This is a genomic window from Brevundimonas balnearis (genome assembly GCF_042434805.1).
Lineage (GTDB): Bacteria > Pseudomonadota > Alphaproteobacteria > Caulobacterales > Caulobacteraceae > Brevundimonas > Brevundimonas balnearis.
On record NZ_JBHLSW010000006.1, the window covers coordinates 1 to 21,983 of the forward strand.

Consider the following 21,983-nt stretch of genomic DNA (forward strand, 5'->3'; position numbering starts at 1 on the left):
GAGCAGATTCATCGGTCTCTCCAATGAAGAGACCTTCGCCTAACAGCGAATCCCCGTCAAGCCCATATCTACTTATTCCGAAAATGTTTCGGAGGCTAGCCTGACCGCGCTGCGCATGGTCCCGGATGCTCCAAATCCGCCCCCGCGGCGCGCCCCAGCCCCACCTCAGGCGGCTCAAGACCCCGAACCGGATATCCAGAAATGAACCTGCAAGGCCCCGAGCTTCTCGAAGCCATCCGGTATCTTCCCGCGATCCGTTCCCGACAGGCGGAGTTGCGCGGATACAGCGAACTACGACAACCAACAAAAGAGGTGCTGCATCCGATCGTATCTCTCGGAAAGCTCGGGCGTGTCGATGATGCGCGACGCGTGCTGGAGACAGTCAGCGAGAAGGTGGGGCCGTGTTTTCTCGATCTGAACACTTTCGCGGGCCAAGCGTGCAGACAATGGAACGAGCTCTGCGATCCGTCGAACAACTACGAAGCTTGGCGTCAGCTCGCTGAGACCCAAGAGGGTATCACGCCGGTCGCGCTTTTGCGGGAAGGAGCGACTGAGCGTCCATTCATCCGACAGGTTCTCATGATTGAGGAACGCTTCGGTGCTGTCGTCATCCGCACGCGACGGGCTGCTCAAGACCTACCCTCCTTACAGGCTGCCCTTTCTGCTGTGAACGATGTGAACAGCGTCCTGATTGTACTTGATCTCGGCTACGTGAGGGGTGCAGTCGAGCCGAAAGAGACCGAGGCACGACGCGTGATATCTGCTCTAAGGTCCACCGACCCTGCGGCACGAGTAGCCGTGATTAGTTCCAGCTATCCGCGCGTAATCTCAGTGTATGGAGACCAACGCGGCTCTCTCCCTATCTTGGAACGCGAGCTACACGCGCAGATCGGCGGGGACGAGGTGGCGATCTATGGCGATCATGCCTCGATCTACCCTGAGCCTTTTGAGCCGACCATGAGCCGATGGGTCCCTCGCGTTGACTACTGCCTCGACTATGCGTGGCTCTATGAGCGCAGACGGGACGATGCTGGCGGATACGTCGAATGCGCTCGCCGGGTGGTGGACTCACCGGATTGGGACCCTGCATTTGCAGATGTCGCTTGGGGTGCAGATATCATCCGCCGCACAGCACAGTCTGGCGCGGTTCAAGGCGGCTTCGGTTCGCCAGGCAACTGGATTGCTGCCCGCGTGAATATGCATATTGAACGGCAAGCCGCGCTTGGGGCGGCAGACGGCATGGAAGACGACTGGGAAGGGGATCTCTAGCCGACTTTACGCTTCAGCACAGGCCCGCCGGGTGCCTGCAAGAGCAATGGATGGCCATCTGGAATGCTCACGTCGCTCAATGTCGGCGGCGGCGTGGACTCAATCATCGACAGCACTCGGCTTTGCTGAGGTCGGCGCAGCGCTGACATGGCAGCCAGTGTGCCGACGCGCCCCCGCTGACCGATAAAGTCCTGGTGGCGCAAGCGATGACGTCGTTTCACGGCATCCCGAGCGGCGCTGGCCAGATCCGAAGTTGGAAGTTCAGCGGCCGTTCGCTCCAAGTCCGCTCGGTGCGCTTCCTTAGCGAGCCGGAACCCATTTGCTGTGAGTAGCCGCCGCAATTCGGCGGCGGTCATGAGCGAAATGTAGGCGGCCTTGGAGAGTTGAGACTGCCGAGGGGCAACCTTCTGTTTGACCGCACCCTCTGCATCTACGATCCACACGCCCACGCCTTCGGGGACCATAGCGAGGATCGCGGCCTCAAATCGTTCGGCCGCCACGACCGTGAACTTCTCGAAGTATGTGCAGAAGGTGGCAATCTGGCCCGGTAGACGCGCCAGGCTGTCGGCATCTGACTTGATTTCAAACGCCCAAAGCTTGCCGTTCGCCAACACGACATCGGCACGCCTAGTCCAGTTTGCGACCGTCATTTCCGAGATAAGGACAGCGTCGTCGTCGACCAGTGCGCCTGTCAGCAAACGATCAATGACCGCCGCTTTGACATGCACCTCAGATCGATTTGCCGGCCCACTCACAGTTAATGCCTTGCGCTCCCGATCCTTTACCGCCCCCTAAGCGCCAGACTTTCTAGGCGGCACCGGCGTAGTGGGCAACGTGGCATTACGCCGGAACCGAGTCATTTCCGAGTCATCTAGGAAGCCGAACCGCTCCTTAAATCCCCCACCGCCCCCTCCCATATCCACTCCATGACCGCCCTCTCCATCCTCGACCTCGCCCCAGTGCCGGAAGGCTCCGATGTTTCCCGGGCGCTGGCCAACACCCTCGACCTGGCCCGCCACGCCGAGCGTCTGGGCTATCGGCGCTACTGGCTGGCGGAGCATCACAACATGCCGGGCATCGCCTCGGCGGCGACGTCGGTCGTGATCGGGGCCGTGGCGGCGGCGACGAAGACGATCCGGGTCGGGGCCGGCGGGATCATGCTGCCCAACCATGCGCCCCTGGTGATCGCCGAGCAGTTCGGCACGCTGGCGGCGCTGCATCCCGGGCGGATCGACCTGGGGCTGGGCCGGGCGCCGGGGTCGGACATGGCGACCGCGCGGGCGCTGAGGCGGAACCTCGCCGGCGACGCCGACAGCTTCCCCCAGGATGTGGTCGAGCTGATGCACTGGTTCGCCCCGGCCGAGGAGGGCCAGCGGCTGCGCGCCAATCCGGGCGAGGGGCAGGACGTGCCGATCTGGATCCTGGGATCGTCGACCTTCGGCGCCCAGCTGGCGGCGCATCTCGGCCTGGCTTTCGCCTTCGCCAGCCATTTCGCGCCGACGGAGATGACAGCGGCGATCCGGATCTATCGTGAGACCTTCCGGCCCTCGGCGCGGCTCGATCGGCCCTATGTCATGCTGGGCTTCAACGTCTTCGCCGCCGAGACGGACGAAGAGGCGCGGCTCCTGTTCACCTCGATCCAGCAGGCGTTCGTGAACCTTAGGACCGGTCGGCCCGGCAAGCTGCCGTCGCCGGTCGAGGGCTATGCCGAGCGGCTCGATCCCGCCGCGAGGGCGATGATCGACCAGGCGCTGTCGTGTTCCGCCGTCGGCGGCCCCGCGACCGTGCGCGATCAGGTCCAGGCCTTCGTCGAGCGGACCGGCGCCGACGAGCTGATGATCACCAGCCAGATCTGGGATCACGCCGCACGGGTGCGCTCGCTGGAAATCCTCGCGGCGACGACCACCGACCTCGCCGCCGCCGCCTGAAACCGCCAAGCGTCGCCATAACACGTTGATCTTCCAGGCTTCGCCGGCGGGAACCGGCGGCGACGGGCGCGGTTGTAGGGGCTCCAACCCAGCGAGGAGCCTCCCCATGGCCGAGAAGACGCTTGAGACCCTGTTCCACGACACGCTCAAGGACATCTATTACGCCGAGCGCAAGATCCTGAAATCCCTTCCGAAGATGCAGCGCGCGGCCCAGTCGCCGGAGCTGAAGGCCGCGTTCGAGAAGCACAAGGACGAGACCGAGGGCCAGATCGAGCGCCTGCAGCAGGTGTTCGAGCTGATCGGCAAGCCCGCGCGCGGCAAGACCTGCGACGCCATCGAGGGCATCCTGGCCGAGGGCGAGGAGATCATGGACGAGTACAAGGACAACATCGCCCTGGACGCCGGCCTGCTCGCCGCCGCGCAGGCCGTGGAGCACTATGAGATCACCCGCTACGGCACCCTGAAGCGCTGGGCCCAGGTGCTGGGCATGGACGAGGCGGTCCGCCTGCTCGACGAGACCCTGCAGCAGGAATCCAAGACCGACGAGGACCTGACCAAGATCGCCGACGCGGCGGTCAACGTAGAGGCGCTGCGCCCCGCCGCCGAATAATCTCAGGGCCGGAACGGTCCCGCGCGGCTGAGCGCCGACGGGACCGGCTTGCCCAGCTTCTGGCCGATCCAGCGGCCGGTCTCCAGCAGGGCTTCGAGGTCGTAGCCGGTCTCGAAGCCCGCCCGGTGCAGCATGTGCACCAGGTCCTCGGTCGCCACATTGCCCGTGGCCCCCGGCGCGAAGGGGCAGCCGCCGATCCCTCCGACCGAGGCGTCCAGCACCTCGACGCCCGCCTCCACCCCCGCATAGGCGTTGGCCAGCCCCGTGTTGCGGGTGTCGTGAAAATGCAGCCGCAGACGCGCGGTCGGGGCGGCGGCGCGCGCGGCCTCCACCACCCTCGTCACCGCCCAGGGGTCGCCCGCGCCGATGGTGTCGGCCAGCCCGATCTCATCCACCCCCGCCTCGCCCAGTCGTCCGACGATCTCGGCGACCTGTTCCGGCGCGACCTCGCCGTCGAAGGGGCAGCCCCAGCAGCACGACAGGGTGACCGACAGCGACGGCGCCGCCTCCGCGGGCCCGGCGTTGTGTCGCCGCGACAGGATCTCCTCGACCATCGCCGCCTGCTGGGCGCGGTCCATGCCCTGGTTCTTCAGGCCGAAGCCGTCCGTGGCGGCGATGGAGAGGTTGACCTCCTCGACCCCGGTCGCGACGGCCCGCTCATAGCCCTTGGCGTTCAGCACCAGGCCGATGCGGCGGCGCCCCGGCGCGGGCGGCAGCAGGGCCATGACGTCCTCGGCGCCCGCCATCTGCGGCACCAGACGGGGATGCACGAAGCTGACCGCCTCGATGCGCCGGGCGCCCGCCGCCTCCAGCCGGCGCACGAAGGTCGCGCGCGCCTCCGGGTCCAGCACCGTCGCCTCGTTCTGGAGTCCGTCGCGCGGGCCGACCTCGACGATCTCGATGAAGCGGCTCATCGGGCCGGCGCCTCCGCCGGGGCATAGACCGTCAGCACCAGATCATCGCCCTTGGAGTAGTTGTGGCCCGCCACCTCGGCCACGGGGCGGGGCGGGGCGGCGCCCAGCTCGGCCAGGGCCGCGGCGAAGGCGTCGGCGTCTCCGGCCTCGACGATCGCGGGGCGTCCGGCGACCAGCGCGCGGGCCGCGCCCTCGGCGTCGGTCAGCTCAGTCGTCGTGCCGGCCAGGAAGACGAAGCTGGGCTCGTGGAAGGTGGTGATCGCCACCGGCGCGCCGACGCGGCCCTGGCGGGGGTGCAGGCCGGCGTCCATGAGCGCCGCGTCCAGGCGCGGCGAGATCGACAGGGGGCGCAGCTGGCGAATCTCTCCGGCGAGGCCGGCGTGCGCCAGGACGCCGAAACCGAGCGCGATGAGAACCGCCGTGGTCGAGGCCCGGTTCAGCAGCAGGAACCCGCCGATCGCCGCCGCCATCAGGCTGAAGGCGATGGTCATCGTCGCCCAGGTCTGGGCCGTGGAGGTGCCGAACTCGGTGAGCCCGTAGACCGCCACCGCCGAGATGATCACCGCGGCGAACAGCATCAGCCCCGCGCCCAGACGGCGCGACAGCGTGCCGATCGGCCGGGTCATGGCGGCCGCCATCAGCCAGGCCAGGGCCCCGAAGGTCGGCAGGGTGTAGTGGGGCAGCTTGGTCGGCGTCAGCTCGAAGATGATCCAGGTCGGGATCAGCCAGCACAGGGCGAAGCGCACGCCGGGCTCGACCCGCCGGCTCCAGCCGGTCGACAGTGCCGCCGGGAGCAAGAGCGTCGCCGGGAACAGCAGCACCGGAGCCAGCAGCAGGTAGTAGCCGGGGAAGCCGCCGTGGCTCTCGTCGGCCCCCACCACCTTCTGGCCCAGATCGCCGCCCACGGCCTCGCGCCAGAAGGCGCCGTCGCTGGCGATGGTGATGGCGATGGCCCAGGGCCCGACCATCAGGGCCAGGAGCGGCAGGCCCCAGCCCCACCCCAGCCGCGTCAGCCAGCGGGCGTTGCGGTCCCAGACCGTCAGCATGACCAGGGCGGAGGCGACGACCATCGGCCCGATCGGCCCCTTGATCAGGATCGACAGGCCCAGCCCGAACCAGAACAGGAACTTGTGCAGCCGGACCGGGGCCCGCCCCTCGCGCGCCGCGAGATACAGCCGGGCGAGCGCGGCCATGGCGAGCGTCGTCGACCCCGCCAGCATGGCGTCGGTCTTGGCGATCCCGGCCTCGGTCGAGAGCAGGAAGGTCGCCCCCAGCATGGCGCCGGCCAGGAACCCCGCCCTCTGACCGAACAGGGCCGCGCCGGCCCAGGCGCAGGCGGCCGCCGCCATCATCGCCCCCAGCACCGACGGGATGCGATAGGGCCGGATGTCCCGCGCCTCGACCTCCGACACCAGGGCGACCGAGGCCGTCTGCAGCCAGTGGATGCCCACCGGCTTCTTGTAGCGGGGTTCGTCCTGGAAACGGATGTCGACCAGATCGCCGGTCTCCAGCATCTGGGCCGTCGCCTGGGCGTAGCGGCTCTCGTCCCGGTCCAGCGGGGGCAGGAGCATCAGGCTGGGCAGGGCGGCGAGGAGCGCCACCAGCGCCGCGAGCACGGGGCCGCGCCAGTCGGCGATCAGGCGGTCGAAATCCGGTCGGATCATCCGACCTTCCTATCACGCGTCGTTCGCGCCCGTCATGCGTCTCCCGCAGCGCGTCGAAAGCGGCTATGGGGCGCGGATGAGCAAAGCCACGCCGCAAATCTCGGTCGTCGTGCCGGTCCATGACGAGGAAGGCGCCGCGGCCGCCCTGGCGCGCGAGATCGCGGAGGCGCTGAAGGGCCGGGCGTTCGAGATGATCTTCGTCGATGACGCCAGCCGCGACGGCACGCGCGCCGAGCTGCTGGCGGCGAAGGCCGGGCTGCCCCAGCTGCGGGTCCTGTCGCACGCCTCGAACGCCGGCCAGAGCCGGGCGGTGCGCACCGGCGTGCTGGCGGCCCGGGGCGAGATCATCCTGACGCTCGACGGCGACGGGCAGAATCCGCCGGGCGACGGTCCCGCCCTGATCGACCTGCTGCAATCCCTGCCGCCCGCGGTGGCCCTGGTCGGCGGCCGTCGGGCCAAGCGCCAGGACTCCGAGGCCAAGCGCTGGGCCTCGCGCTGGGCCAACCGCATCCGGAAGCGGCTGCTGAACGACGACGCCGACGACACCGGCTGCGGGCTCAAGGCCTTCCGCCGCGAGGCCTATCTTCGCCTGCCCTACTTCGATCACATGCACCGCTACCTGCCGGCCCTGATGATCCGAGAGGGGTTCGAGAACCGCTATCTGGACGTCGGCCACCGGCCGCGCGGCGTCGGCCGGTCGAAGTACACCAACTGGAGCCGACTGAAGGCCTCGGTGTCGGATCTGCTGGGCGTGATGTGGCTGAAGACCCGGGCGCGGCGACCGGGCGCGGTCAGCGAGCTCTAGACCGAAATCGGTTCAGTTGGACGCACGTCCGACTGGGCTCACATTTCGATCCAGTTTCAAGTGAGAGCCTGATTCACGCTTGAGGCGATCAGGCTCTGGTCAACACGCGATGGCGGCCCGGATCGATCCGCGTTATGCATCGTTAACAAGCTGAGCCGCTCGCCGAGGAGAGCCCGATGCTGATCGCCATACCGCTGCTGCTGATTCCGGTGGCGCTCTACAATGTCGTGGTGCTGTTCAGCCTGGGGGGCGGCTCCGGCGCGGCGGGCGCCGACGCCATCCTGCGGGAGCCGATGTTCTCCATCCCGATGGCCTCGGGCGCGGCCTGGGACGTCGGATCAGGCGACCTGATCCTGTTCATCGGCCTGATCTGCCTGTTCTTCGAGCTCTTGAAATCGACGTCCAGCCAGAAGGTGGCGATCGTCAATCACGCCCTGTCGATGATCCTGTTCGTGGTCGTGCTGGTGGAGTTCCTGCTGCTGCGCGGGTTCGCGACCTCGACCTTCTTCCTGATCACCACCATGGTGCTGCTGGACGTGCTGGCCGGGTTCATCGTCACCATCATCGCCGCGCGGCGCGACCTCGACCTGACGCCCGGCGCACACTGACGCCGGCTCAGACCCTCAGGCGAACAGGGTGAAGATAAGCGCCACGACCGTCACGTCGAAGGCGCGGGCGGCGAAGCTGAGGATGGACGACATGGACGGCTCCGGGCGTTGCCCGCGCGTCCCTGCAAGGATCGCGCCACAAAGGGCCGTCTAGATCTCGGTCTTGCCCCTCGACCCGGCCTTGGGCCGACGGTCGCCCGGCCCGGCGTACTGGGCGCCGAGATAGGTCGCCCGCGCCGCGTCCAGAACCGGCGGTCCGCCCTTCAGGCCCTTGCGCGCGCCGGTCTGCCCCATCAGCTGCGCCGCCAGCGCCGCCTCCCCGGCCGACGGGCCCGCCTTCGCCGTGGCGGCCGGCGGCGGAGGCTCGGGCGCGAAGCCCGTCTGTTCGGCCGGCGCGGCGGGAACCAGCGCCCGCCGCTCCGCGCGCCGGTCTCGCGCGCGACGCTCGGCCTCGCGGCGATCCTCGCCGCGTCCTTCCACCGGCCCGACCGGCGGAACGGGCTTCGTCACCGGGCCTTGTCCTGGCTGAGCTTGTCCAGCTGGGCGCGCATCTCGTCCATCTGGCGGCGCATCTCCGCCAGCGTCTGGTCGCCGCCGCCCGCCGCGGCCGCCTCCGTCGGCTTCGACTCCGCCGCCTTGCCGTAGGCGAAGGGGGAGAACATCCGCATCGCCTCCTGGAACATGGCGGCGTTGCGCTTGGCCGCCTCCTCCAGCATCGCCCCGCCCGGCGCCGCCGCCAGGGCCCGGGTCATCTGGCTCTGGAACTGTTCCTGCTGTCGGGCGAAGGCGTCCAGCGACATTTCCAGATAGCTGGGCAGCACGCCCTGCATCTGGCCGCCGTAGAAGCCGATCAGCTGGCGCAGGAACTGCACCGGCAACAGCGCCTGCCCGCGCGTCTCCTCCTCGAAGATGATCTGGGTCAGGACCTGGCGGGTCAGCTCCTCGTTGGTCTTGGCGTCGAAGACCTGGAAGTCGACCCCGTCGCGCACCATCCGCGCCAGATCGTCCAGGGTGACGTAGGCCGAAGTCGCGGTGTTGTAGAGGCGGCGGTTGGCGTACTTCTTGATGATGACCGAGTCCGCGCCCTTGGGGCGGGCGTCGTCGGAGGAGCTGTCAGCCACGTGCGGGTCTCGCGATGAGTTGGCGTTCGGAGCCCTTATCCCGCACCGCAGCGACTTTCACCAGTCCGTCACGAATCTAGGCGCTGAGACCGGGCGCCAGCACCACCCCGACCAGCACCGCGGCCCAGTGGGTCGAGGCGCCGGCCACCACGAAGCCGTGCCAGATCGCCCGCCGGAACGGCGCCTTCTCGGAGATGAAGACGAACACGCCCGCGGTGTAGATCAGCCCGCCCGCGACCAGCAGGCCCAGCGCGATGGGGTGGACCGTGTCGAGCATCGGCTTCAGCGCCAGCACCGCGACCCAGCCGAACAGGACGTAGATCGCGCTCCAGAACCGGTCGTTGAGCCGGGGCGCCGTCAGCTTGGCGATCACCCCCGCCGCCGCCATCAGCCAGACCAGCAGGGTGAAGCCCGCCGACCAGCCGCCCTCGAAGCGCTGGGTCGTGAAGGGCGTGTAGCTGCCGGCGATCATCAGGAAGATCGCCGCCTCGTCCAGCCGCCTCAGGACAGGACGGACCGCGCAGGGGTGGGTGAGGTTGTAGATGGTCGAGGCCGTCAGCATCGCGACCAGACAGAGCGCATAGATGGCGGTGGCCAGCACCATGCCGACGCCGCCGTAGATCGCCGCCAGCGCCGCCAGCACGATCCCGCCGACCCCCGCGATCGCCAGGCCGACGACGTGGACCCAGAGGTCCGCGGTCCATTCGGCCCGGTTGCGGTAGTGCTCGATCATGTCGAGCTCGTCCGGCGTCCAGATACGCTCGAAAAACTTCCTCACCATCATCCGCATGGCCCTTCAAATAGGCGGACCTGAGTGTTCGTTCCCGCCAGTTTGGCGCGACCAGATGACCATCGGCTGAATCTTCGCCTCGCCCGTGACGAAGCCGCCCGGATGCGGCTAAAGGGCAACAGTCATTCCCGAGGAGCGATCCCATGGCCCATCCCGACGTCGTCATCGTCTCGGCCGCGCGCACGCCGGTCGGCTCGTTCATGGGCGCCCTGTCGCCGCTGTCCGGGGCCCAGCTGGGGGAGATCGCCATCAAGGCGGCGCTCGAGCGGTCGGGCGTCGCGCCGGAGGAGGTGGACGAGGTGATCCTGGGCCAGGTGCTCCAGGCCGCCGCCGGCCAGGGCCCGGCGCGCCAGGCCTCGATGGGCGCGGGCGTGCCGAAGGAGACCCCGGCCTGGAGCCTGAACCAGATCTGCGGCTCGGGCCTGCGCGCGGTGGCGCTGGGCTATCAGCAGGTGGCGCTGGGCGACGCGGCCATCGTCGTCGCCGGGGGCCAGGAGAGCATGAGCCAGGCGCCCCACGCCCAGACGTTGCGCAACGGCCAGAAGATGGGCGCGATCGAACTGGTGGACACCATGATCAAGGACGGCCTGTGGGACGCCTTCAACGGCTACCACATGGGCCAGACGGCCGAGAACATCGCCGCGAGGTGGAGCATCGACCGGGCCGCGCAGGACCGTTTCGCCGTCACCAGCCAGAACCGCGCCGAGGCCGCCCAGAAGTCCGGTCGCTTCGACGCGGAGATCGTGCCGGTCGTGATCGCGTCGAAGAAGGGCGACGTGGTCGTCGACAAGGACGAGTACATCCGCCACGGCGCGACGCTCGAGGCCATGGAGAAGCTGCGCCCCGCCTTCATCAAGGACGGGACGGTGACGGCCGCGAACGCGTCCGGCCTGAACGACGGCGCCGCCGCCCTGGTGCTGATGACCGCCGAGGAGGCCGCGCGGCGCAGGCTGGAGCCGCTCGCCCGCATCGCGTCCTGGGCCACCGCGGGCGTCGATCCCGCCGTCATGGGCACGGGTCCGATTCCGGCGTCCCAGAAGGCGCTGAAGAAGGCCGGATGGTCGGTCGGGGATCTGGACCTCGTGGAGTCCAACGAGGCCTTCGCCGCCCAGGCCCTGTGCGTGGTCAAGGAGCTGGGCCTCGACCCGGACAAGGTCAACGTCAACGGCGGAGCCATCGCCATCGGCCACCCCATCGGGGCCTCGGGCGCGCGGATCCTGACCACTCTGCTGCACGAGCTGAAGAGGAACGGCGGGCGCAAGGGCCTGGCGACCCTGTGCATCGGCGGCGGCATGGGGGTGGCGCTGTGCGTGGAGCGGGCGTGAACCGAGCGACGATCCTGCGCCCTTGTGGTTATCGTTCTGTCATGCTCGATAGCGCCGGCAGCGACGGGTGGGCGCTGAGACACCGTTAGGGAGTGACGCGTTGAGCACGAGCGACGCAGGGGCCGCGCCCCGCAAGCAGTTCCTGGGGCATCCCCGGGGCCTGGTGATCCTGTTCCTGACCGAAATGTGGGAGAGATTCTCCTACTACGGCATGCGGGCGCTGCTGATCTTCTATCTGACGCAGCACTTCCTGTTCGGACCGGCGGAGGCCCAGGGCATCTACGCCGCCTACGCCGCGCTGGTTTATCTCATGCCCGTCATCGGCGGATTGATCGCCGACAAGTATCTCGGTTCGCGCCGCGCCGTCATCATCGGGGCCGTACTCCTGGTGGCGGGCCACTTCACAATGGCTTTCGAAGGCTCCGGCGGGCGCGAGTACCTGACCGTCGGCGGAACAGAGTACGCGCTGCAGGTCGAGGGCCGCGACACGGATCGCCAGATTTATGCGGTCAACGGCGAAACCCGCGTCCCAATCTCGATCCGCCCCGAAGGCGTGAACGTCGTTGACGTGGAGGGCCAGCCGGCGGGCTCGGGCGCCCAGGCGGCGGCGGCGGCGGGCTTCCCGGCCCAGATCGCGCCGGACGGCTACACGACGCGGGTCGATCGCGACGAGGGCGGCGAGCCGATCCTGTTCCTGGCGCTCTCGCTGATCATCGTCGGCGTCGGCTTCCTGAAGGCGAACATCTCCACCGTGGTGGGGGCGCTTTATGAGAAGAACGATCCGCGCCGCGACGGCGGGTTCACCATCTTCTACGTCGGCATCAACCTCGGCGCGGTGCTCGCCACCTCGCTCTGCGCTTGGCTCGGTATCGAATACGGCTGGGCCTACGGCTTCGGCCTAGCCGGCATCGGCATGGCCTTCGGCCTGCTGACCTTCATCCTGGGCCAGAGCTGGCTCGAGGGCCGGGGCGAACCGGCCCGGCCGATCGAGGGGCGCAGGCTGCTGGGTGTTCCGCTGGTGCCCTTCTTCTGGATCGCCGGCCTGGTCGCGGTGTTCCCGACCTGGCTGCTGATGCAGCGCCACGCGCTCGTCGAGGCGATCCTCATCCCGGTGGCGCTGGCCACCTTCGTGGCCGTGGTCGGTTACACCCTGTTCCGTCTGAAGGGGGCCGAGCGCAGCCGTATGCTGGTCGCCGAGGTGCTGATCTTCTTCTCCGTGCTGTTCTGGGCGCTGTTCGAGCAGGCGGGCTCCTCGCTCAGCCTCTTCGCGGACCAGTCCACGGCCATGCCTTCGTGGTTCAACGCGGCTCAGACTCAGCTGTTCAACCCGGCGATCATCGTCGTCTTCGGCCCGATCTTCGCCGCTCTGTGGGTCTGGCTTGCGAAGCGCAACATGGAGCCTTCCACCCCGGTCAAGTTCTCCTTCGGCCTGGTGTTCGTCGGCCTGGGCTTCCTGGTACTTACCTGGGCCACCGACAATGCGGCGAACACCGACTTCAGGGTGCCGCTGCTGTTCCTCTTCCTGACCTACTTCTTCCACACCATCGGCGAGCTCTGCCTGTCGCCGGTGGGGCTGTCGATGATCACCAAGCTGTCGGTCGAGCGCGTCGTCGGGCTGATGATGGGCGTCTGGTTCCTGTCCAGCTCGGTGGCCCACATCGTCGCCGGTCTGATCGCCAAGGCCACGGCGACCGACACGGTGGCCGGGGTCGTGACCAATCCGCAGCTGGCGCTGGACACCTACGGCTCGGTGTTCGGCACCATCGGCCTGACGGGCGTGGCCGTCGGGGCCCTGCTGCTGCTGATCTCGCCCATCCTGAAGAAGGGCATGGCCGGGGTTCACTGACCGAAGACGCCACGACCCGGGGGCGGCGTTTCCGAAAGGAAGCGCCGCCCTTTCCTTTCTTGGCCGCGATCAGTTCGGCCGGGCCCGCGCCTGGGGCGTGTCCAGGCTGAAGGCGGGGATCTCGACCTCGAAGGTCCGGCCCGCCCCGTCGGCGAAATAGTAGGCGCCCGACATCATCCCCGAGGACGTGCCCAACGGGCAGCCCGAGGCGTAGGCGTGCCGGTCGCCCGGGCCCAGCACCGGCTGCTCGCCCACCACGCCGGGCCCGCGCACCTCCTGAACCCGGCCGAGCGCGTCGGTGATGGTCCAGCGCCGCGCCATCAGCTGGACGACGTCAGGCCGGCGGCTCTCGATCTCCACCTGATAGGCCCAGACCCAGCGTCCGGCCTCGGGATCGGACTGGCCGGCCAGATAGCTGGGCCGCACGCGCACGACGATGCCGTGGGTCTCGGCGACATAGGGGGGGTCTCGGTGCATGGCGGGCTCCTGCCTCCGCTTTGACGGATCGCCCCGCGCCGTGGCAAGCGGGACAGCCGCATTCCGCTTCGATCGGACCTCATGACCTCCTTCCCCGGCATCCTGCCCCGCCAGGCGATCCAGGCGCTTCTCGACCAGGGCGCGATCCAGAGCGAAAGCCCCTTCGACGCCGACCAGGTCCAGCCCGCCAGCCTGGATCTCCGGCTGTCCGACGAGGCCTGGCGGGTGCGCGCCTCCTTCCTGCCGGGCGACCGCCGCGTCGAGACCCGCATCGCCGACGTGGTGATGCACAAGCTCGACCTCACGGGCGGCGCGGTGCTGGAGAAGGGCTGCGTCTACATCGTGCGGCTGCAGGAGCGGCTGAGGCTGCCCAGGGGCCTGAACGCCCGCGCCAATCCCAAGAGCTCGACCGGTCGGGTCGACGTCTTCGTGCGCCTGCTCACCGACGCCGGCGCGGGCTTCGACGACGTGGCCGAGGGCTATGAGGGGCCGCTCTATCTCGAGGTGGCGCCCCAGACCTTCTCCATCCTGGTGCGGCCGGGCACCCGGCTGAACCAGCTGCGTCTCAAGACCGGCGAGCCGCCGAAGCTGGAGACCCGCAGCGTCGGCGTCGATCTGGACGGCGGCGAGGGCGCCGTCGTCGGCTTCCGGGGCCGGCGCCACGCGGGCGTCGTCGACATGGACCACATCGACGGCCACGACCCGCGCCTGTTCTGGGAGCCGCTGTACGCCCCGCGCGGCGAGCTGCTGCTGGACCCCGGCGAGTTCTACATCCTGGCCTCGCGCGAGGCGGTGGAGATCCCCGTCGATCAGGCCGCCGAGATGACGCCGATCGACCCCTCCGTGGGCGAGTTCCGGGTGCACTACGCCGGCTTCTTCGATCCCGGCTTCGGCGTGGACGAGGCGCACGGCGCGGGCTCGCGCGGGGTGCTGGAGGTTCGCACCCATGACACGCCCTTCCTGCTGGAGCACGGCCAGACGGTGGCCCGCCTGGTCTACGAGCCCCTGACCGAACGGCCGGACCGGCTCTACGGCGAGGGCGGCAGCCACTATCAGCGCCAGGGCCTGAAGCTGTCGAAGCATTTCCGCGCCTGGGGCGGCTGAAGCCGGGTTCTCCTTCGGCGCGAGGACGGCTAACGTCATCGGCGAACCCCGCGCCAGTCGGGGCCGAACAGGGACGGAGACGGACATGGCCAAGGTGGCTCTGGTGACGGGCGGCACGCGCGGCATCGGCAAGGCGATCGCGCAACGCCTGCACGAGGACGGCTTCCGCGTCGCGGCGGGCTATTCCGGCAACACCGAGGCGGCCGAGGCCACGGCCAGGGAGCTCGGCGTCATGGTGGTGAAGGGCAACGTCGGCAACTTCGACGACTGCGCCCGCGCCGTTCAGGAGGTGGAGGCCCAGCTCGGCCCCGTCGACGTGCTGGTCAACAACGCCGGCATCACCCGCGACGGCTTCTTCCACAAGATGACCCACGACCAGTGGTCCGACGTGATCCGGGTGAACATGGACTCGGTCTTCAACATGACCCGGCAGGTGATCGTCGGCATGCGCGACCGCGGCTGGGGACGGATCATCAACATCTCCTCGATCAACGGCCAGAAGGGCCAGGTGGGCCAGACCAACTATTCCGCGGCCAAGGCCGGGATGATCGGCTTCACCAAGGCGCTGGCGCTGGAGAACGCGAGGAAGGGCATCACGGTGAACTGCATCGCCCCGGGCTATATCGACACCGAGATGGTGGGCGCCATGGATCCCAAGGTGCTGGAGGGCATCATCGCCCAGGTGCCGGTCGGCCGCCTCGGCAAGGGCGAGGAGATCGCCGACATGGTGTCCTGGCTGGCGGGCGACCGTGCCGGATATGTCACAGGCTGCACGCTTTCACTGAACGGCGGTCAGTATCTGGTCGGCTAGGCCGCTCTGCCAAAAATCCGCCGCGCGTCCAGAGCATTGCAGCGGGCATGGGAGTCGACGCGCTGAGCCGGACGGTGACGTCTCCGGGCCTGAACGGCCTGGCGTGCGTGCTCGTCGTCGGCGCGATCCTGACGGCCTCCCACGCCGAGGCCCAAGCCGGGGCGAACCTTCAGGACCGGCAGTCCCTGCGGGACCGGGTGTTCGGCCGCAACCTGCCGCCCACCGGGCGCTATGTGTCGGAACAGGGCGTCGGCTTCGTGCTGGACCGGACGGCGGGGTCGCGGCCGCTGCTGCGCTTCGACAACTCCGCCGAGACCTGGGCGCTCCAGCCCTCGCCCGCTCCGCGCGGCGACGTGATCTATCGCACCGACGCGGGCGACGAGGTGCTCCGCATCACCCCTGACGGGGGGATGACCCTCTACACGACCCGCCAGCCCCAGGGCACGCCGGTCTCGCCCGCCGGGTCGGCCGAACCGCTGCGGCCGACGCCGATCAGTCCGGTGGATCTCGCCCGGGCCCTGATCCGTCAGAGCGGCCTGGCCGGCCGCGCCCTGGGACGCACCGTGGTGATCGACGCGCCCGACGTGGTGCCGGGCTCCGAGGCCCAGGTGGCCGAGACCGCCGCGGTGGCGGTCGAGGCGATCGCCCGCGTCGCCCGCGCCGAGAACCTGAGGGGCCGCGCTTCGCGCATCCGCCGCATCCTGATCCTGATCGGTGATCGCGCCGACGTCAGCATGCAGGGCCAGACCCTGCGCATCGTCATCCAGCCCGCGCGGGGTCCGGTGGGCCGCCCGTCCTCGGCGCGGATCGTGCGGGCCGTCGCCGCCGCCTGACGATCTAGAAGGAGTCCTTCGCCGCGCGTCTCTCGGCGAAGGTCGCCGCGTTCCCCGCCGTCAGGAACGGATTGAACCGCCGCTCGACGCCCAGCGTCGTGGGCACGGTCGGCTCGCCCCGGGCGCGGGCCGCGAAGATCGCCTCCGCATGCGTCTTCATCTCGGGCCGATCGTCCAGCGTCAGGGCGAAGCGCGCGTTCGACTCCGTGTATTCGTGCGCACAGTGCACGATCGTCTCGTTCGGCAGGTCGATCAGCCGCGACAGGCTCTCCCACATCTGCTCCGGCGTGCCCTCGAACAGGCGGCCGCAGCCCAGGGCGAACAGCACGTCGCCGCTGAACAGGTTCAGGCCCGCGCGATCCAGATAGGCGATATGGCCGAGCGTATGGCCCGGCAGCGCCATCACCTCGAAACGGGTGCGGCCCAGATCGACGTGGTCGCCCTCGCCGATCGCCCGGTCCAGCGGCGCGGCCTTCCGGACCTCCTCCGGGCCCACGATCTCGCAGCCCCAGCGCGCCTTCAGCGCCGCGTTGCCGCCGGTGTGGTCCGGGTGCCAGTGGGTGTTCAGGATCAGGTCCAGCCGGTCCCAGTCCGCCGCCTGAATCTCCAGCGAGATGCGGTCGGCGTCGGGCGTGTCGATCGCCGCGACGAGGCCCGTCTCCGCATCCCGGATCAGGAAGCCGTAGTTGTCGGACAGGCAGGGGAACTGGCGGATCTCGAGGGTCATGGACGCAGCATACCGGCCGGGGCGTGAATGGCCTATGCTGGCGCCATGCGACGCAGCGTCGAAGACCTTCGCGACTTCTACGGCGAGCCGACCGGGGCGCTGGTGCGGCGTCTGCTGGCGCGGCGGCTGGAGGACGCCTGGGGCGAGGCGAACGGCTGCGACGTGCTGGGGCTGGGCTACGCCACGCCCTGGCTCGACCTGTTCGTGGGGGCCCGCCGCCAGGTCGCCGCCATGCCCGGCCGCCAGGGGGTGGAGACCTGGCCCGGCGTGCAGCGCAACCGCGCGGCGCTGGTCGACGAGACCCGCCTGCCCTTCGCCGCCGGGGCCTTTGACCGCATCCTGATCGTGCACGCGCTGGAGGAGGCGAGCGACCCGGACGGCCTGCTGCTCGAGGCGGTCCGGACCCTGGCGCCGGCCGGGCGGCTGATCGTCGCGGCGGCGGCGCGCGGGGGGCTCTGGTCGCGGGTCGAGTCGACGCCGTTCGGGCATGGGCGGCCCTTCACGCGACGCCAGCTCGAGCGCCTGGTGCGCCAGGCCGGGCTCGAGCCCACGGCCTGGTCCCAGACCCTCTATGTGCCGCCCTGGCGGCCGCTGCTCGGCTGGGCCGAAGGTTTCGAACAGGTCGGCCGACGGGTCATCCCCGGCGCGGCCGGCGTGATCCTGCTGGAGGCGACGCGACAGGCCTACGCCCGCGTCCGTCCCGGCGGCGCGGCGGAGACGGTCCGCACCCCGGGCGTGCTGGCCCCCCAGCCCGCGGCGCGACAGCATCGGGCCTTGGACGCGGGCCCCGAAGCGCCGTAAAGGGCCAGCCATGCGCCAGCTCATCCTCATGCGGCACGCCAAGGCCGAGCGACAGGCCGAGTCCGGTCAGGACCGCGACCGGCCGCTGACCGACCGCGGGCGCGCCGATGCGCGGCTGATGGCGCGCGAACTGGCCCAGCGCGGGCTTCGCCCCGACGTGGTGCTGGTCTCGTCCTCCACCCGGACCCGCGAAACCTGGGACGAGATGGCCGAGGCGTTCGGCGACGTCGACCTCAGGATCGAGGCCCGTCTCTACAACGCCGAGCCGGAGACGATCCGCGCCTTCGTCGAGGAGCTGGAGGAGAGCGCCGGCGTGCTTCTGGTGCTGGCCCACAACCCGGGGGTCCAGCTGCTGGCGGGCGACCTGCTGGTCGAGAGCGCCGCCTCGCCCGCCATCCTCGAGCGGCTGGAAGGCGGCTTCCCGACCGGCGCCGCGGCGGTGTTCCAGATGGACGCGGCCGGCCGCGCGACCTACGATGGTTTCTTCACCCCCAAGGCCTTCGGGGGCGGGGCCGAGGGGTGAGCCGCACGGCCTTCAAGATTCTCGACGTCCGGGACTGGTCCGCCTGGCGCGCGACGGGATCCTTCGCCGGATCGGCCGTGGACCTCGCCGACGGCTACATCCACCTGTCGACCGAGGCGCAGCTGGCGGAGACCGCGCGGCGCCATTACGCCGGCCGGGACGACCTGGTGCTGGTCGAGGTCGAGCTGGACCGGGCCGAGGGGCTGCGCTGGGAGCCTTCGCGCGGCGGCGAGCTGTTCCCGCACCTGTACGCGCCGCTGACGCTTAAGGCCGTCGTCGGCCATCGCGGCCTGTCGGTGGCCGCCGACGGCGCCGTGACGCTCGGCGAGGCCGTCGCGTGAGGCTCGAGGACCTCGCCACCGCGGCGCTTCGGGGCCTGGACGCCGAGACCGCGCACGATCTGGCCCTGGCGGCTCTGAAGGCGGGGCTGACCCTGCCCTCGCCCCCCGACGATCCCCGGCTGGCGACCACGGTCGCGGGGCTGGCCCTGCCCAACCCGATCGGACTGGCCGCCGGGCTCGACAAGAACGCGGCGGCGCTGAAGGGCCTGGCGCGCCTCGGTTTCGGCTTCGTCGAGTGCGGCTCCGTCACGCCGCGACCCCAGCCCGGCAACCCCAGGCCGCGCCTCTTCCGGCTGAGCGAGGACCGGGCGGTGATCAACCGGATGGGCTTCAACAACCTCGGCCTGGAGGCGTTCGCCGCCAACCTGTCGCGTCGGCCGGGGGGGCTCGTGGTCGGCGCCAACCTCGGGGCCAACAAGGAGTCCGAGGACCGCGCGGCGGACTATGTGACCGGGCTTGCCCGGCTCCGGGGCCTGGCCGACTACTTCACCGTCAACGTCTCCTCCCCCAATACGCCCGGTCTGCGCGCGTTGCAGGGCGAGGCCGCTCTGGACGACCTGCTGGGCCGCGTCGCGGCGGCGCGCGGCGCGGATCCGGCCCCCGTTTTCCTGAAGATCGCCCCGGACCTGTCGCCGGACGAGATCGCCCAGATCGTGGAGGCGGGGGTCCGCCATCGTCTCGACGGCCTGATCGTGTCGAACACCACGCTCGACCGTCCCGAAAGTCTGAGATCGCCCCACGCCGGGGAGGCGGGCGGACTGTCCGGCCGGCCGCTCCGGTCCAGGGCCGTGGACGCCCTGCGGATCGCCGCCCGGGCCTCGGCCGGACGGTTGACGCTGATCTCGGCCGGGGGCGTCGAGACCGGGGACGACGTGCTGGAGCGGCTGAGGGCGGGGGCGTCGGCGGTGCAGGTCTATTCGGCGCTGGTCTACGAAGGACCCGGACTGGTGGCGCGCCTCAAGCGCCAGCTGCTGGCGGCGCTCGACCGGGCGGGTCTGCACGACGTCGGCGCGGCCATCCGGTCGCGTTGACCGGACGTTAGGAGCCTCGCCGCTAGGCTGTCCGCAAGGTCTGCGTCGGCGTCGCACGACAGGCCGTGGGAGACCCCGCCGCGCATGGCCGCCAGCTATCTGCAGACCGAACAGCCCTGGGTCGGCGCGGTGCGCGAGCGCCGCCGGGCCCTGCTGCAACGCGTCGGCATGGGCTGCGCCTGCGCCCTGATCTTCTCGCCCGTGCTGGGGTGGACCTTCACCCTCGCCTGGGCCGCCGCCTACCTGCTGGTCCAGGTGCTCGAGCTCACGGCCTTCTGGCCGGTGGCCGACAAGGGCCGCAACAGTCTTCCCCGCTGGCGACTGGCGTTCGGGACCCTGGCGGTCGCGCTCAACGCGGCCTCGTTCAGCAGCCTGTCCATTCCCCTTTGGCTGTACGGGGGGCCCATGGGCGGCATCTGCGCCGCCGTCATCGTGTGCTCCGGCGCGGTCTATGCCATCGTCACCTCACCGCGCTCGCCGCTGATCCTCGCCGCCGCCCTGACGCCGCAGATGGCCTACATGGCGGCGATCCCCGTGATGATGACGGCGTGGGGATCCGACGGCACGTTCGTCATGGCGACGACGATCGCCCTGATGATCTACGCCGCCTACTGCCTCAACACCTGGGCGCGCATGAACCGCGCCAGCCAGGCCGAGGCCTCGGCGAGGCTGGAGGCCGAGGCCCGCCGCAAGGAGGCCGAGCGCGCGATGGACGCCCGCGGCGCCTTCCTCGCCGCCGTCGGTCACGACCTGCGCACCCCGCTCTCGGCCATCCTGACCGGCGCCATGGAGCTGGAGCGCGAGGCCCAGAGCGCCTCATCGCGTTCGAACGCGGCCCTCATCGGCCAGGCCGGCCTGATGATGAAGTCGCTGCTCGACGACCTGCTGGATCACGCCAAGCTGGACGCCGGCCGCATGACCATCTCGGAGGTCGACTTCAACCTGCGCAGCTGCCTGGCCAAGACGTTGCGGCTCTGGCAGCGGGCGGCGGCGGCGAAAGGGCTGAAGCTGCGCGTCGAAGGCGCCGCCGAGGCGCCCGCCTGGGTGCGCGGCGACGAGACCCGCCTGCGCCAGGTCCTGAACAACCTGATCTCCAACGCCGTGAAGTTCACCGACGAGGGGTCCATCACTCTGCGCATCCGCAGCTGGGCCGAGGAGCCGCGCGGCCATGCGATCGTGATCGAGGTCGCCGACACCGGCCCAGGCATGGACGGCGCCCAGCTGGCGCGCCTGTTCGAACCCTTCGACCAGACCGAGGACGGCGTGTCGGCCCGGCACGGCGGTACGGGCCTGGGGCTGGCGATCAGCCGCGACCTCGTCGAACTCATGGGCGGACGCCTGACGGTGCGCAGCGCCAAGGGCGAGGGCGCCGCCTTCGCGCTGGCCCTGAGGCTCGAGCCCGCCGAGAGCCGGCCCGTCGAGATCGTCCGTCCCGACGACAACGGCCAGGGCCTGATCACCCGCGCGCTCGCCGGATCGCCGCCCGCGCCCGCTCAGGCGCCCGTCGAAGCCCCCACGTCCGCACCCGCCGAAGAGGCGTCCGGCCCCGAGGCGACGGCGGACGCCGTCGAGGCCGCGCCCGCCGGTGACGAACCGCCGCCGCTCAAGGTCCTGGTGGTCGACGACCACGACATCAACCGCCGCGCCGTGCAGCTGATCCTCGGCGCGATCGACTGCGAGATCGAGATGGCGGCCGACGGCATGGCCGCGCTCGACGCCTGTGCGCGCCAGGGATTCGACGTCATCTTCATGGACGTCCGCATGCCCGAGCTCGACGGGCGCGAGACGACCCGGCGCCTGCGCGCCTCGGACGGGCTGAACCGCGCCACCCCGGTCATCGCCGTCACCGCCGACACCGCCCCCGAAGACATCGAGGCGTGCATGAAGGCGGGGATGAACTACTTCGTCTCCAAGCCCCTGACGCCGCCGGCCCTGCTCGGGGCGCTGCAGCACGTGCTGACGGAGGCCGAGGACGCCGCGTCCGCCGAGAGCGCCGCCGCCTAGGCTTTGAGAAGCCGCTCCAGCCGGGCCTGAAGGTCCGTCTTCACCTCGCACTCCCAGATCACCTCGGCGCGCCAGCCCAGCGCCGTGAGCGCGCCCAGGGCCGCCTCGTCCCGGGCGCGGTTGCGCGCGATCTTCGCGGCCCAGTAGACGGCGTTGGCCTTGGGCGCCCGCGCGCCGCGCCGGCAGTCGTGCCCGTGCCAGAAACAGCCGTGCACGAAGATCGCCAGCCGGCGCCCCGGCATGACCACGTCGGGCCGGCCCGGAAGGCCCCGGCCGCCCAGCCGATAACCGACCCCGAGCCGGCGCAGCGCGCGCCGCACGGCCAGCTCGGGCCCGGTGTCGCGGCCGCGTACGCGCCGCATGACGGCGCTGCGCTCTTCGGGGGTGAAGACGTCGGTCATCCGCTTCGACCCCCCTTCGCGTTCAGGCCGCGAGCGCTCCGCGCCCGGCG

At 70.1% G+C, this 21,983-nt stretch carries 24 protein-coding genes; 15 read left to right on the forward strand and 9 right to left on the reverse strand.

Annotation, left to right across the window (positions count from 1 at the left end; translation table 11 throughout):
- Positions 1-201 precede the first annotated feature (201 nt).
- Positions 202-1,269, forward strand: a complete 1,068-nt coding sequence (locus ACFFGE_RS08750) for a beta family protein (RefSeq protein WP_376835934.1) — start codon at positions 202-204, stop codon at positions 1,267-1,269.
- Here ACFFGE_RS08750 and ACFFGE_RS08755 read toward each other — a convergent pair.
- Positions 1,266-1,997 (reverse strand): sce7726 family protein, encoded by a 732-nt coding sequence (locus ACFFGE_RS08755; protein ID WP_376835935.1) that lies wholly within the window; start codon positions 1,995-1,997, stop codon positions 1,266-1,268. The genes ACFFGE_RS08750 and ACFFGE_RS08755 overlap by 4 nt on opposite strands.
- Before the next feature lie 198 nt (positions 1,998-2,195).
- On the opposite strand from ACFFGE_RS08755, the gene ACFFGE_RS08760 reads away from it, so the two are divergent.
- Positions 2,196-3,197, forward strand: coding sequence for an LLM class flavin-dependent oxidoreductase (locus ACFFGE_RS08760; protein WP_376835936.1), 1,002 nt, complete (start codon positions 2,196-2,198; stop codon positions 3,195-3,197).
- Positions 3,198-3,303: 106 nt separating this feature from the next.
- The gene (locus ACFFGE_RS08765) at positions 3,304-3,807 is read left to right on the forward strand and encodes a YciE/YciF ferroxidase family protein (RefSeq protein ID WP_376835937.1); all 504 of its coding nucleotides are present in this window, start codon (positions 3,304-3,306) and stop codon (positions 3,805-3,807) included.
- Between the two features lie 2 nt (positions 3,808-3,809).
- Here the strand turns inward: ACFFGE_RS08765 and ACFFGE_RS08770 are convergent, their stop codons facing one another.
- Positions 3,810-4,721: a hydroxymethylglutaryl-CoA lyase gene (locus tag ACFFGE_RS08770; RefSeq protein WP_376835938.1), complete on the reverse strand. Its 912-nt coding sequence runs from the start codon at positions 4,719-4,721 to the stop codon at positions 3,810-3,812.
- On the reverse strand, positions 4,718-6,385 hold the full coding sequence (locus ACFFGE_RS08775) for an ArnT family glycosyltransferase (RefSeq protein ID WP_376835939.1): 1,668 nt from the start codon (positions 6,383-6,385) through the stop codon (positions 4,718-4,720). The genes ACFFGE_RS08770 and ACFFGE_RS08775 overlap by 4 nt, the downstream gene beginning before the upstream one ends.
- Positions 6,386-6,461: 76 nt before the next feature.
- Here ACFFGE_RS08775 and ACFFGE_RS08780 point away from each other — a divergent pair, with 76 nt between their 5' ends.
- Positions 6,462-7,190: a glycosyltransferase family 2 protein gene (locus ACFFGE_RS08780; protein ID WP_376835940.1), complete on the forward strand. Its 729-nt coding sequence runs from the start codon at positions 6,462-6,464 to the stop codon at positions 7,188-7,190.
- A 176-nt stretch (positions 7,191-7,366) separates the two neighbouring features.
- Complete coding sequence (locus tag ACFFGE_RS08785) at positions 7,367-7,798, forward strand: hypothetical protein (RefSeq protein WP_376835941.1); 432 nt, start codon at positions 7,367-7,369, stop codon at positions 7,796-7,798.
- Positions 7,799-7,948: 150 nt separating this feature from the next.
- Here the strand turns inward: ACFFGE_RS08785 and ACFFGE_RS08790 are convergent, their stop codons facing one another.
- The 3 genes from ACFFGE_RS08790 to trhA all read right to left on the reverse strand — a co-directional run bounded on the left by ACFFGE_RS08790 (position 7,949) and on the right by trhA (position 9,709).
- Positions 7,949-8,308 (reverse strand): hypothetical protein, encoded by a 360-nt coding sequence (locus ACFFGE_RS08790; RefSeq protein WP_376835942.1) that lies wholly within the window; start codon positions 8,306-8,308, stop codon positions 7,949-7,951.
- On the reverse strand, positions 8,305-8,919 hold the full coding sequence (phaR, locus tag ACFFGE_RS08795) for a polyhydroxyalkanoate synthesis repressor PhaR (protein WP_376835943.1): 615 nt from the start codon (positions 8,917-8,919) through the stop codon (positions 8,305-8,307). Before phaR ends, ACFFGE_RS08790 begins: the two co-directional genes overlap by 4 nt.
- Before the next feature lie 76 nt (positions 8,920-8,995).
- Entirely contained in the window at positions 8,996-9,709 is a 714-nt protein-coding gene (gene trhA / locus ACFFGE_RS08800; protein WP_446680618.1) for a PAQR family membrane homeostasis protein TrhA, read from the reverse strand.
- A gap of 143 nt (positions 9,710-9,852) precedes the next feature.
- On the opposite strand from trhA, the gene ACFFGE_RS08805 reads away from it, so the two are divergent.
- Positions 9,853-11,034 (forward strand): acetyl-CoA C-acetyltransferase, encoded by a 1,182-nt coding sequence (locus tag ACFFGE_RS08805; protein WP_376835944.1) that lies wholly within the window; start codon positions 9,853-9,855, stop codon positions 11,032-11,034.
- Between the two features lie 100 nt (positions 11,035-11,134).
- Positions 11,135-12,880, forward strand: a complete 1,746-nt coding sequence (locus ACFFGE_RS08810) for a peptide MFS transporter (RefSeq protein ID WP_376835945.1) — start codon at positions 11,135-11,137, stop codon at positions 12,878-12,880.
- A gap of 69 nt (positions 12,881-12,949) precedes the next feature.
- Here ACFFGE_RS08810 and apaG read toward each other — a convergent pair whose 3' ends face one another.
- Complete coding sequence (gene apaG / locus ACFFGE_RS08815; RefSeq protein ID WP_376835946.1) at positions 12,950-13,357, reverse strand: Co2+/Mg2+ efflux facilitator ApaG/CorD; 408 nt, start codon at positions 13,355-13,357, stop codon at positions 12,950-12,952.
- An 81-nt stretch (positions 13,358-13,438) separates the two neighbouring features.
- On the opposite strand from apaG, the gene ACFFGE_RS08820 reads away from it, so the two are divergent.
- The 3 genes from ACFFGE_RS08820 (at position 13,439) to ACFFGE_RS08830 (ending at position 16,105) form a co-directional block, all read left to right on the forward strand.
- On the forward strand, positions 13,439-14,461 hold the full coding sequence (locus ACFFGE_RS08820) for a 2'-deoxycytidine 5'-triphosphate deaminase (RefSeq protein WP_376835947.1): 1,023 nt from the start codon (positions 13,439-13,441) through the stop codon (positions 14,459-14,461).
- Positions 14,462-14,546: 85 nt separating this feature from the next.
- Entirely contained in the window at positions 14,547-15,272 is a 726-nt protein-coding gene (locus ACFFGE_RS08825) for a beta-ketoacyl-ACP reductase (RefSeq protein ID WP_376835948.1), read from the forward strand.
- 47 nt (positions 15,273-15,319) lie between these two features.
- Positions 15,320-16,105 carry a DUF4908 domain-containing protein gene (locus ACFFGE_RS08830; protein ID WP_376835950.1) on the forward strand — a complete coding sequence of 262 codons (786 nt, stop codon included), beginning with the start codon at positions 15,320-15,322 and terminating at the stop codon, positions 16,103-16,105.
- 4 nt (positions 16,106-16,109) lie between these two features.
- Here ACFFGE_RS08830 and gloB read toward each other — a convergent pair whose 3' ends face one another.
- Positions 16,110-16,832 (reverse strand): hydroxyacylglutathione hydrolase, encoded by a 723-nt coding sequence (gene gloB / locus ACFFGE_RS08835; RefSeq protein WP_376835951.1) that lies wholly within the window; start codon positions 16,830-16,832, stop codon positions 16,110-16,112.
- Positions 16,833-16,877: 45 nt separating this feature from the next.
- On the opposite strand from gloB, the gene ACFFGE_RS08840 reads away from it, so the two are divergent.
- The 5 genes from ACFFGE_RS08840 (at position 16,878) to ACFFGE_RS08860 (ending at position 21,532) form a co-directional block, all read left to right on the forward strand.
- Positions 16,878-17,633 carry a class I SAM-dependent methyltransferase gene (locus ACFFGE_RS08840; protein WP_376835952.1) on the forward strand — a complete coding sequence of 252 codons (756 nt, stop codon included), beginning with the start codon at positions 16,878-16,880 and terminating at the stop codon, positions 17,631-17,633.
- Positions 17,634-17,643: 10 nt separating this feature from the next.
- Complete coding sequence (locus ACFFGE_RS08845) at positions 17,644-18,156, forward strand: SixA phosphatase family protein (RefSeq protein WP_376835953.1); 513 nt, start codon at positions 17,644-17,646, stop codon at positions 18,154-18,156.
- The gene (locus tag ACFFGE_RS08850) at positions 18,153-18,497 is read left to right on the forward strand and encodes a DUF952 domain-containing protein (protein WP_376835954.1); all 345 of its coding nucleotides are present in this window, start codon (positions 18,153-18,155) and stop codon (positions 18,495-18,497) included. The genes ACFFGE_RS08845 and ACFFGE_RS08850 overlap by 4 nt, the downstream gene beginning before the upstream one ends.
- A complete protein-coding gene (locus ACFFGE_RS08855) occupies positions 18,494-19,528 on the forward strand; it encodes a quinone-dependent dihydroorotate dehydrogenase (protein WP_376835955.1) in 1,035 nt (344 codons plus the stop codon). Before ACFFGE_RS08850 ends, ACFFGE_RS08855 begins: the two co-directional genes overlap by 4 nt.
- A gap of 84 nt (positions 19,529-19,612) precedes the next feature.
- Positions 19,613-21,532: an ATP-binding protein gene (locus ACFFGE_RS08860; protein ID WP_376835957.1), complete on the forward strand. Its 1,920-nt coding sequence runs from the start codon at positions 19,613-19,615 to the stop codon at positions 21,530-21,532.
- Here ACFFGE_RS08860 and ACFFGE_RS08865 read toward each other — a convergent pair.
- A complete protein-coding gene (locus ACFFGE_RS08865) occupies positions 21,529-21,933 on the reverse strand; it encodes a very short patch repair endonuclease (protein WP_376835958.1) in 405 nt (134 codons plus the stop codon). The two genes, ACFFGE_RS08860 and ACFFGE_RS08865, sit on opposite strands and share 4 nt — an antisense overlap.
- Positions 21,934-21,983 lie beyond the last annotated feature (50 nt).

Coding starts and splice junctions, on each gene's coding strand:
- ACFFGE_RS08750 (WP_376835934.1), top strand. CDS start 202: ATGAACCTGCAAGGCCCCGAGCTTCTCGAAGCCATCCGGTATCTTCCC.
- ACFFGE_RS08760 (WP_376835936.1), top strand. CDS start 2,196: ATGACCGCCCTCTCCATCCTCGACCTCGCCCCAGTGCCGGAAGGCTCC.
- ACFFGE_RS08765 (WP_376835937.1), top strand. CDS start 3,304: ATGGCCGAGAAGACGCTTGAGACCCTGTTCCACGACACGCTCAAGGAC.
- ACFFGE_RS08770 (WP_376835938.1), bottom strand. CDS start 4,721: ATGAGCCGCTTCATCGAGATCGTCGAGGTCGGCCCGCGCGACGGACTC.
- ACFFGE_RS08775 (WP_376835939.1), bottom strand. CDS start 6,385: ATGATCCGACCGGATTTCGACCGCCTGATCGCCGACTGGCGCGGCCCC.
- ACFFGE_RS08780 (WP_376835940.1), top strand. CDS start 6,462: ATGAGCAAAGCCACGCCGCAAATCTCGGTCGTCGTGCCGGTCCATGAC.
- ACFFGE_RS08785 (WP_376835941.1), top strand. CDS start 7,367: ATGCTGATCGCCATACCGCTGCTGCTGATTCCGGTGGCGCTCTACAAT.
- trhA (WP_446680618.1), bottom strand. CDS start 9,709: ATGCGGATGATGGTGAGGAAGTTTTTCGAGCGTATCTGGACGCCGGAC.
- ACFFGE_RS08805 (WP_376835944.1), top strand. CDS start 9,853: ATGGCCCATCCCGACGTCGTCATCGTCTCGGCCGCGCGCACGCCGGTC.
- apaG (WP_376835946.1), bottom strand. CDS start 13,357: ATGCACCGAGACCCCCCCTATGTCGCCGAGACCCACGGCATCGTCGTG.
- ACFFGE_RS08820 (WP_376835947.1), top strand. CDS start 13,439: ATGACCTCCTTCCCCGGCATCCTGCCCCGCCAGGCGATCCAGGCGCTT.
- ACFFGE_RS08825 (WP_376835948.1), top strand. CDS start 14,547: ATGGCCAAGGTGGCTCTGGTGACGGGCGGCACGCGCGGCATCGGCAAG.
- ACFFGE_RS08830 (WP_376835950.1), top strand. CDS start 15,320: ATGGGAGTCGACGCGCTGAGCCGGACGGTGACGTCTCCGGGCCTGAAC.
- gloB (WP_376835951.1), bottom strand. CDS start 16,832: ATGACCCTCGAGATCCGCCAGTTCCCCTGCCTGTCCGACAACTACGGC.
- ACFFGE_RS08840 (WP_376835952.1), top strand. CDS start 16,878: ATGCGACGCAGCGTCGAAGACCTTCGCGACTTCTACGGCGAGCCGACC.
- ACFFGE_RS08845 (WP_376835953.1), top strand. CDS start 17,644: ATGCGCCAGCTCATCCTCATGCGGCACGCCAAGGCCGAGCGACAGGCC.
- ACFFGE_RS08860 (WP_376835957.1), top strand. CDS start 19,613: ATGGCCGCCAGCTATCTGCAGACCGAACAGCCCTGGGTCGGCGCGGTG.
- ACFFGE_RS08865 (WP_376835958.1), bottom strand. CDS start 21,933: ATGACCGACGTCTTCACCCCCGAAGAGCGCAGCGCCGTCATGCGGCGC.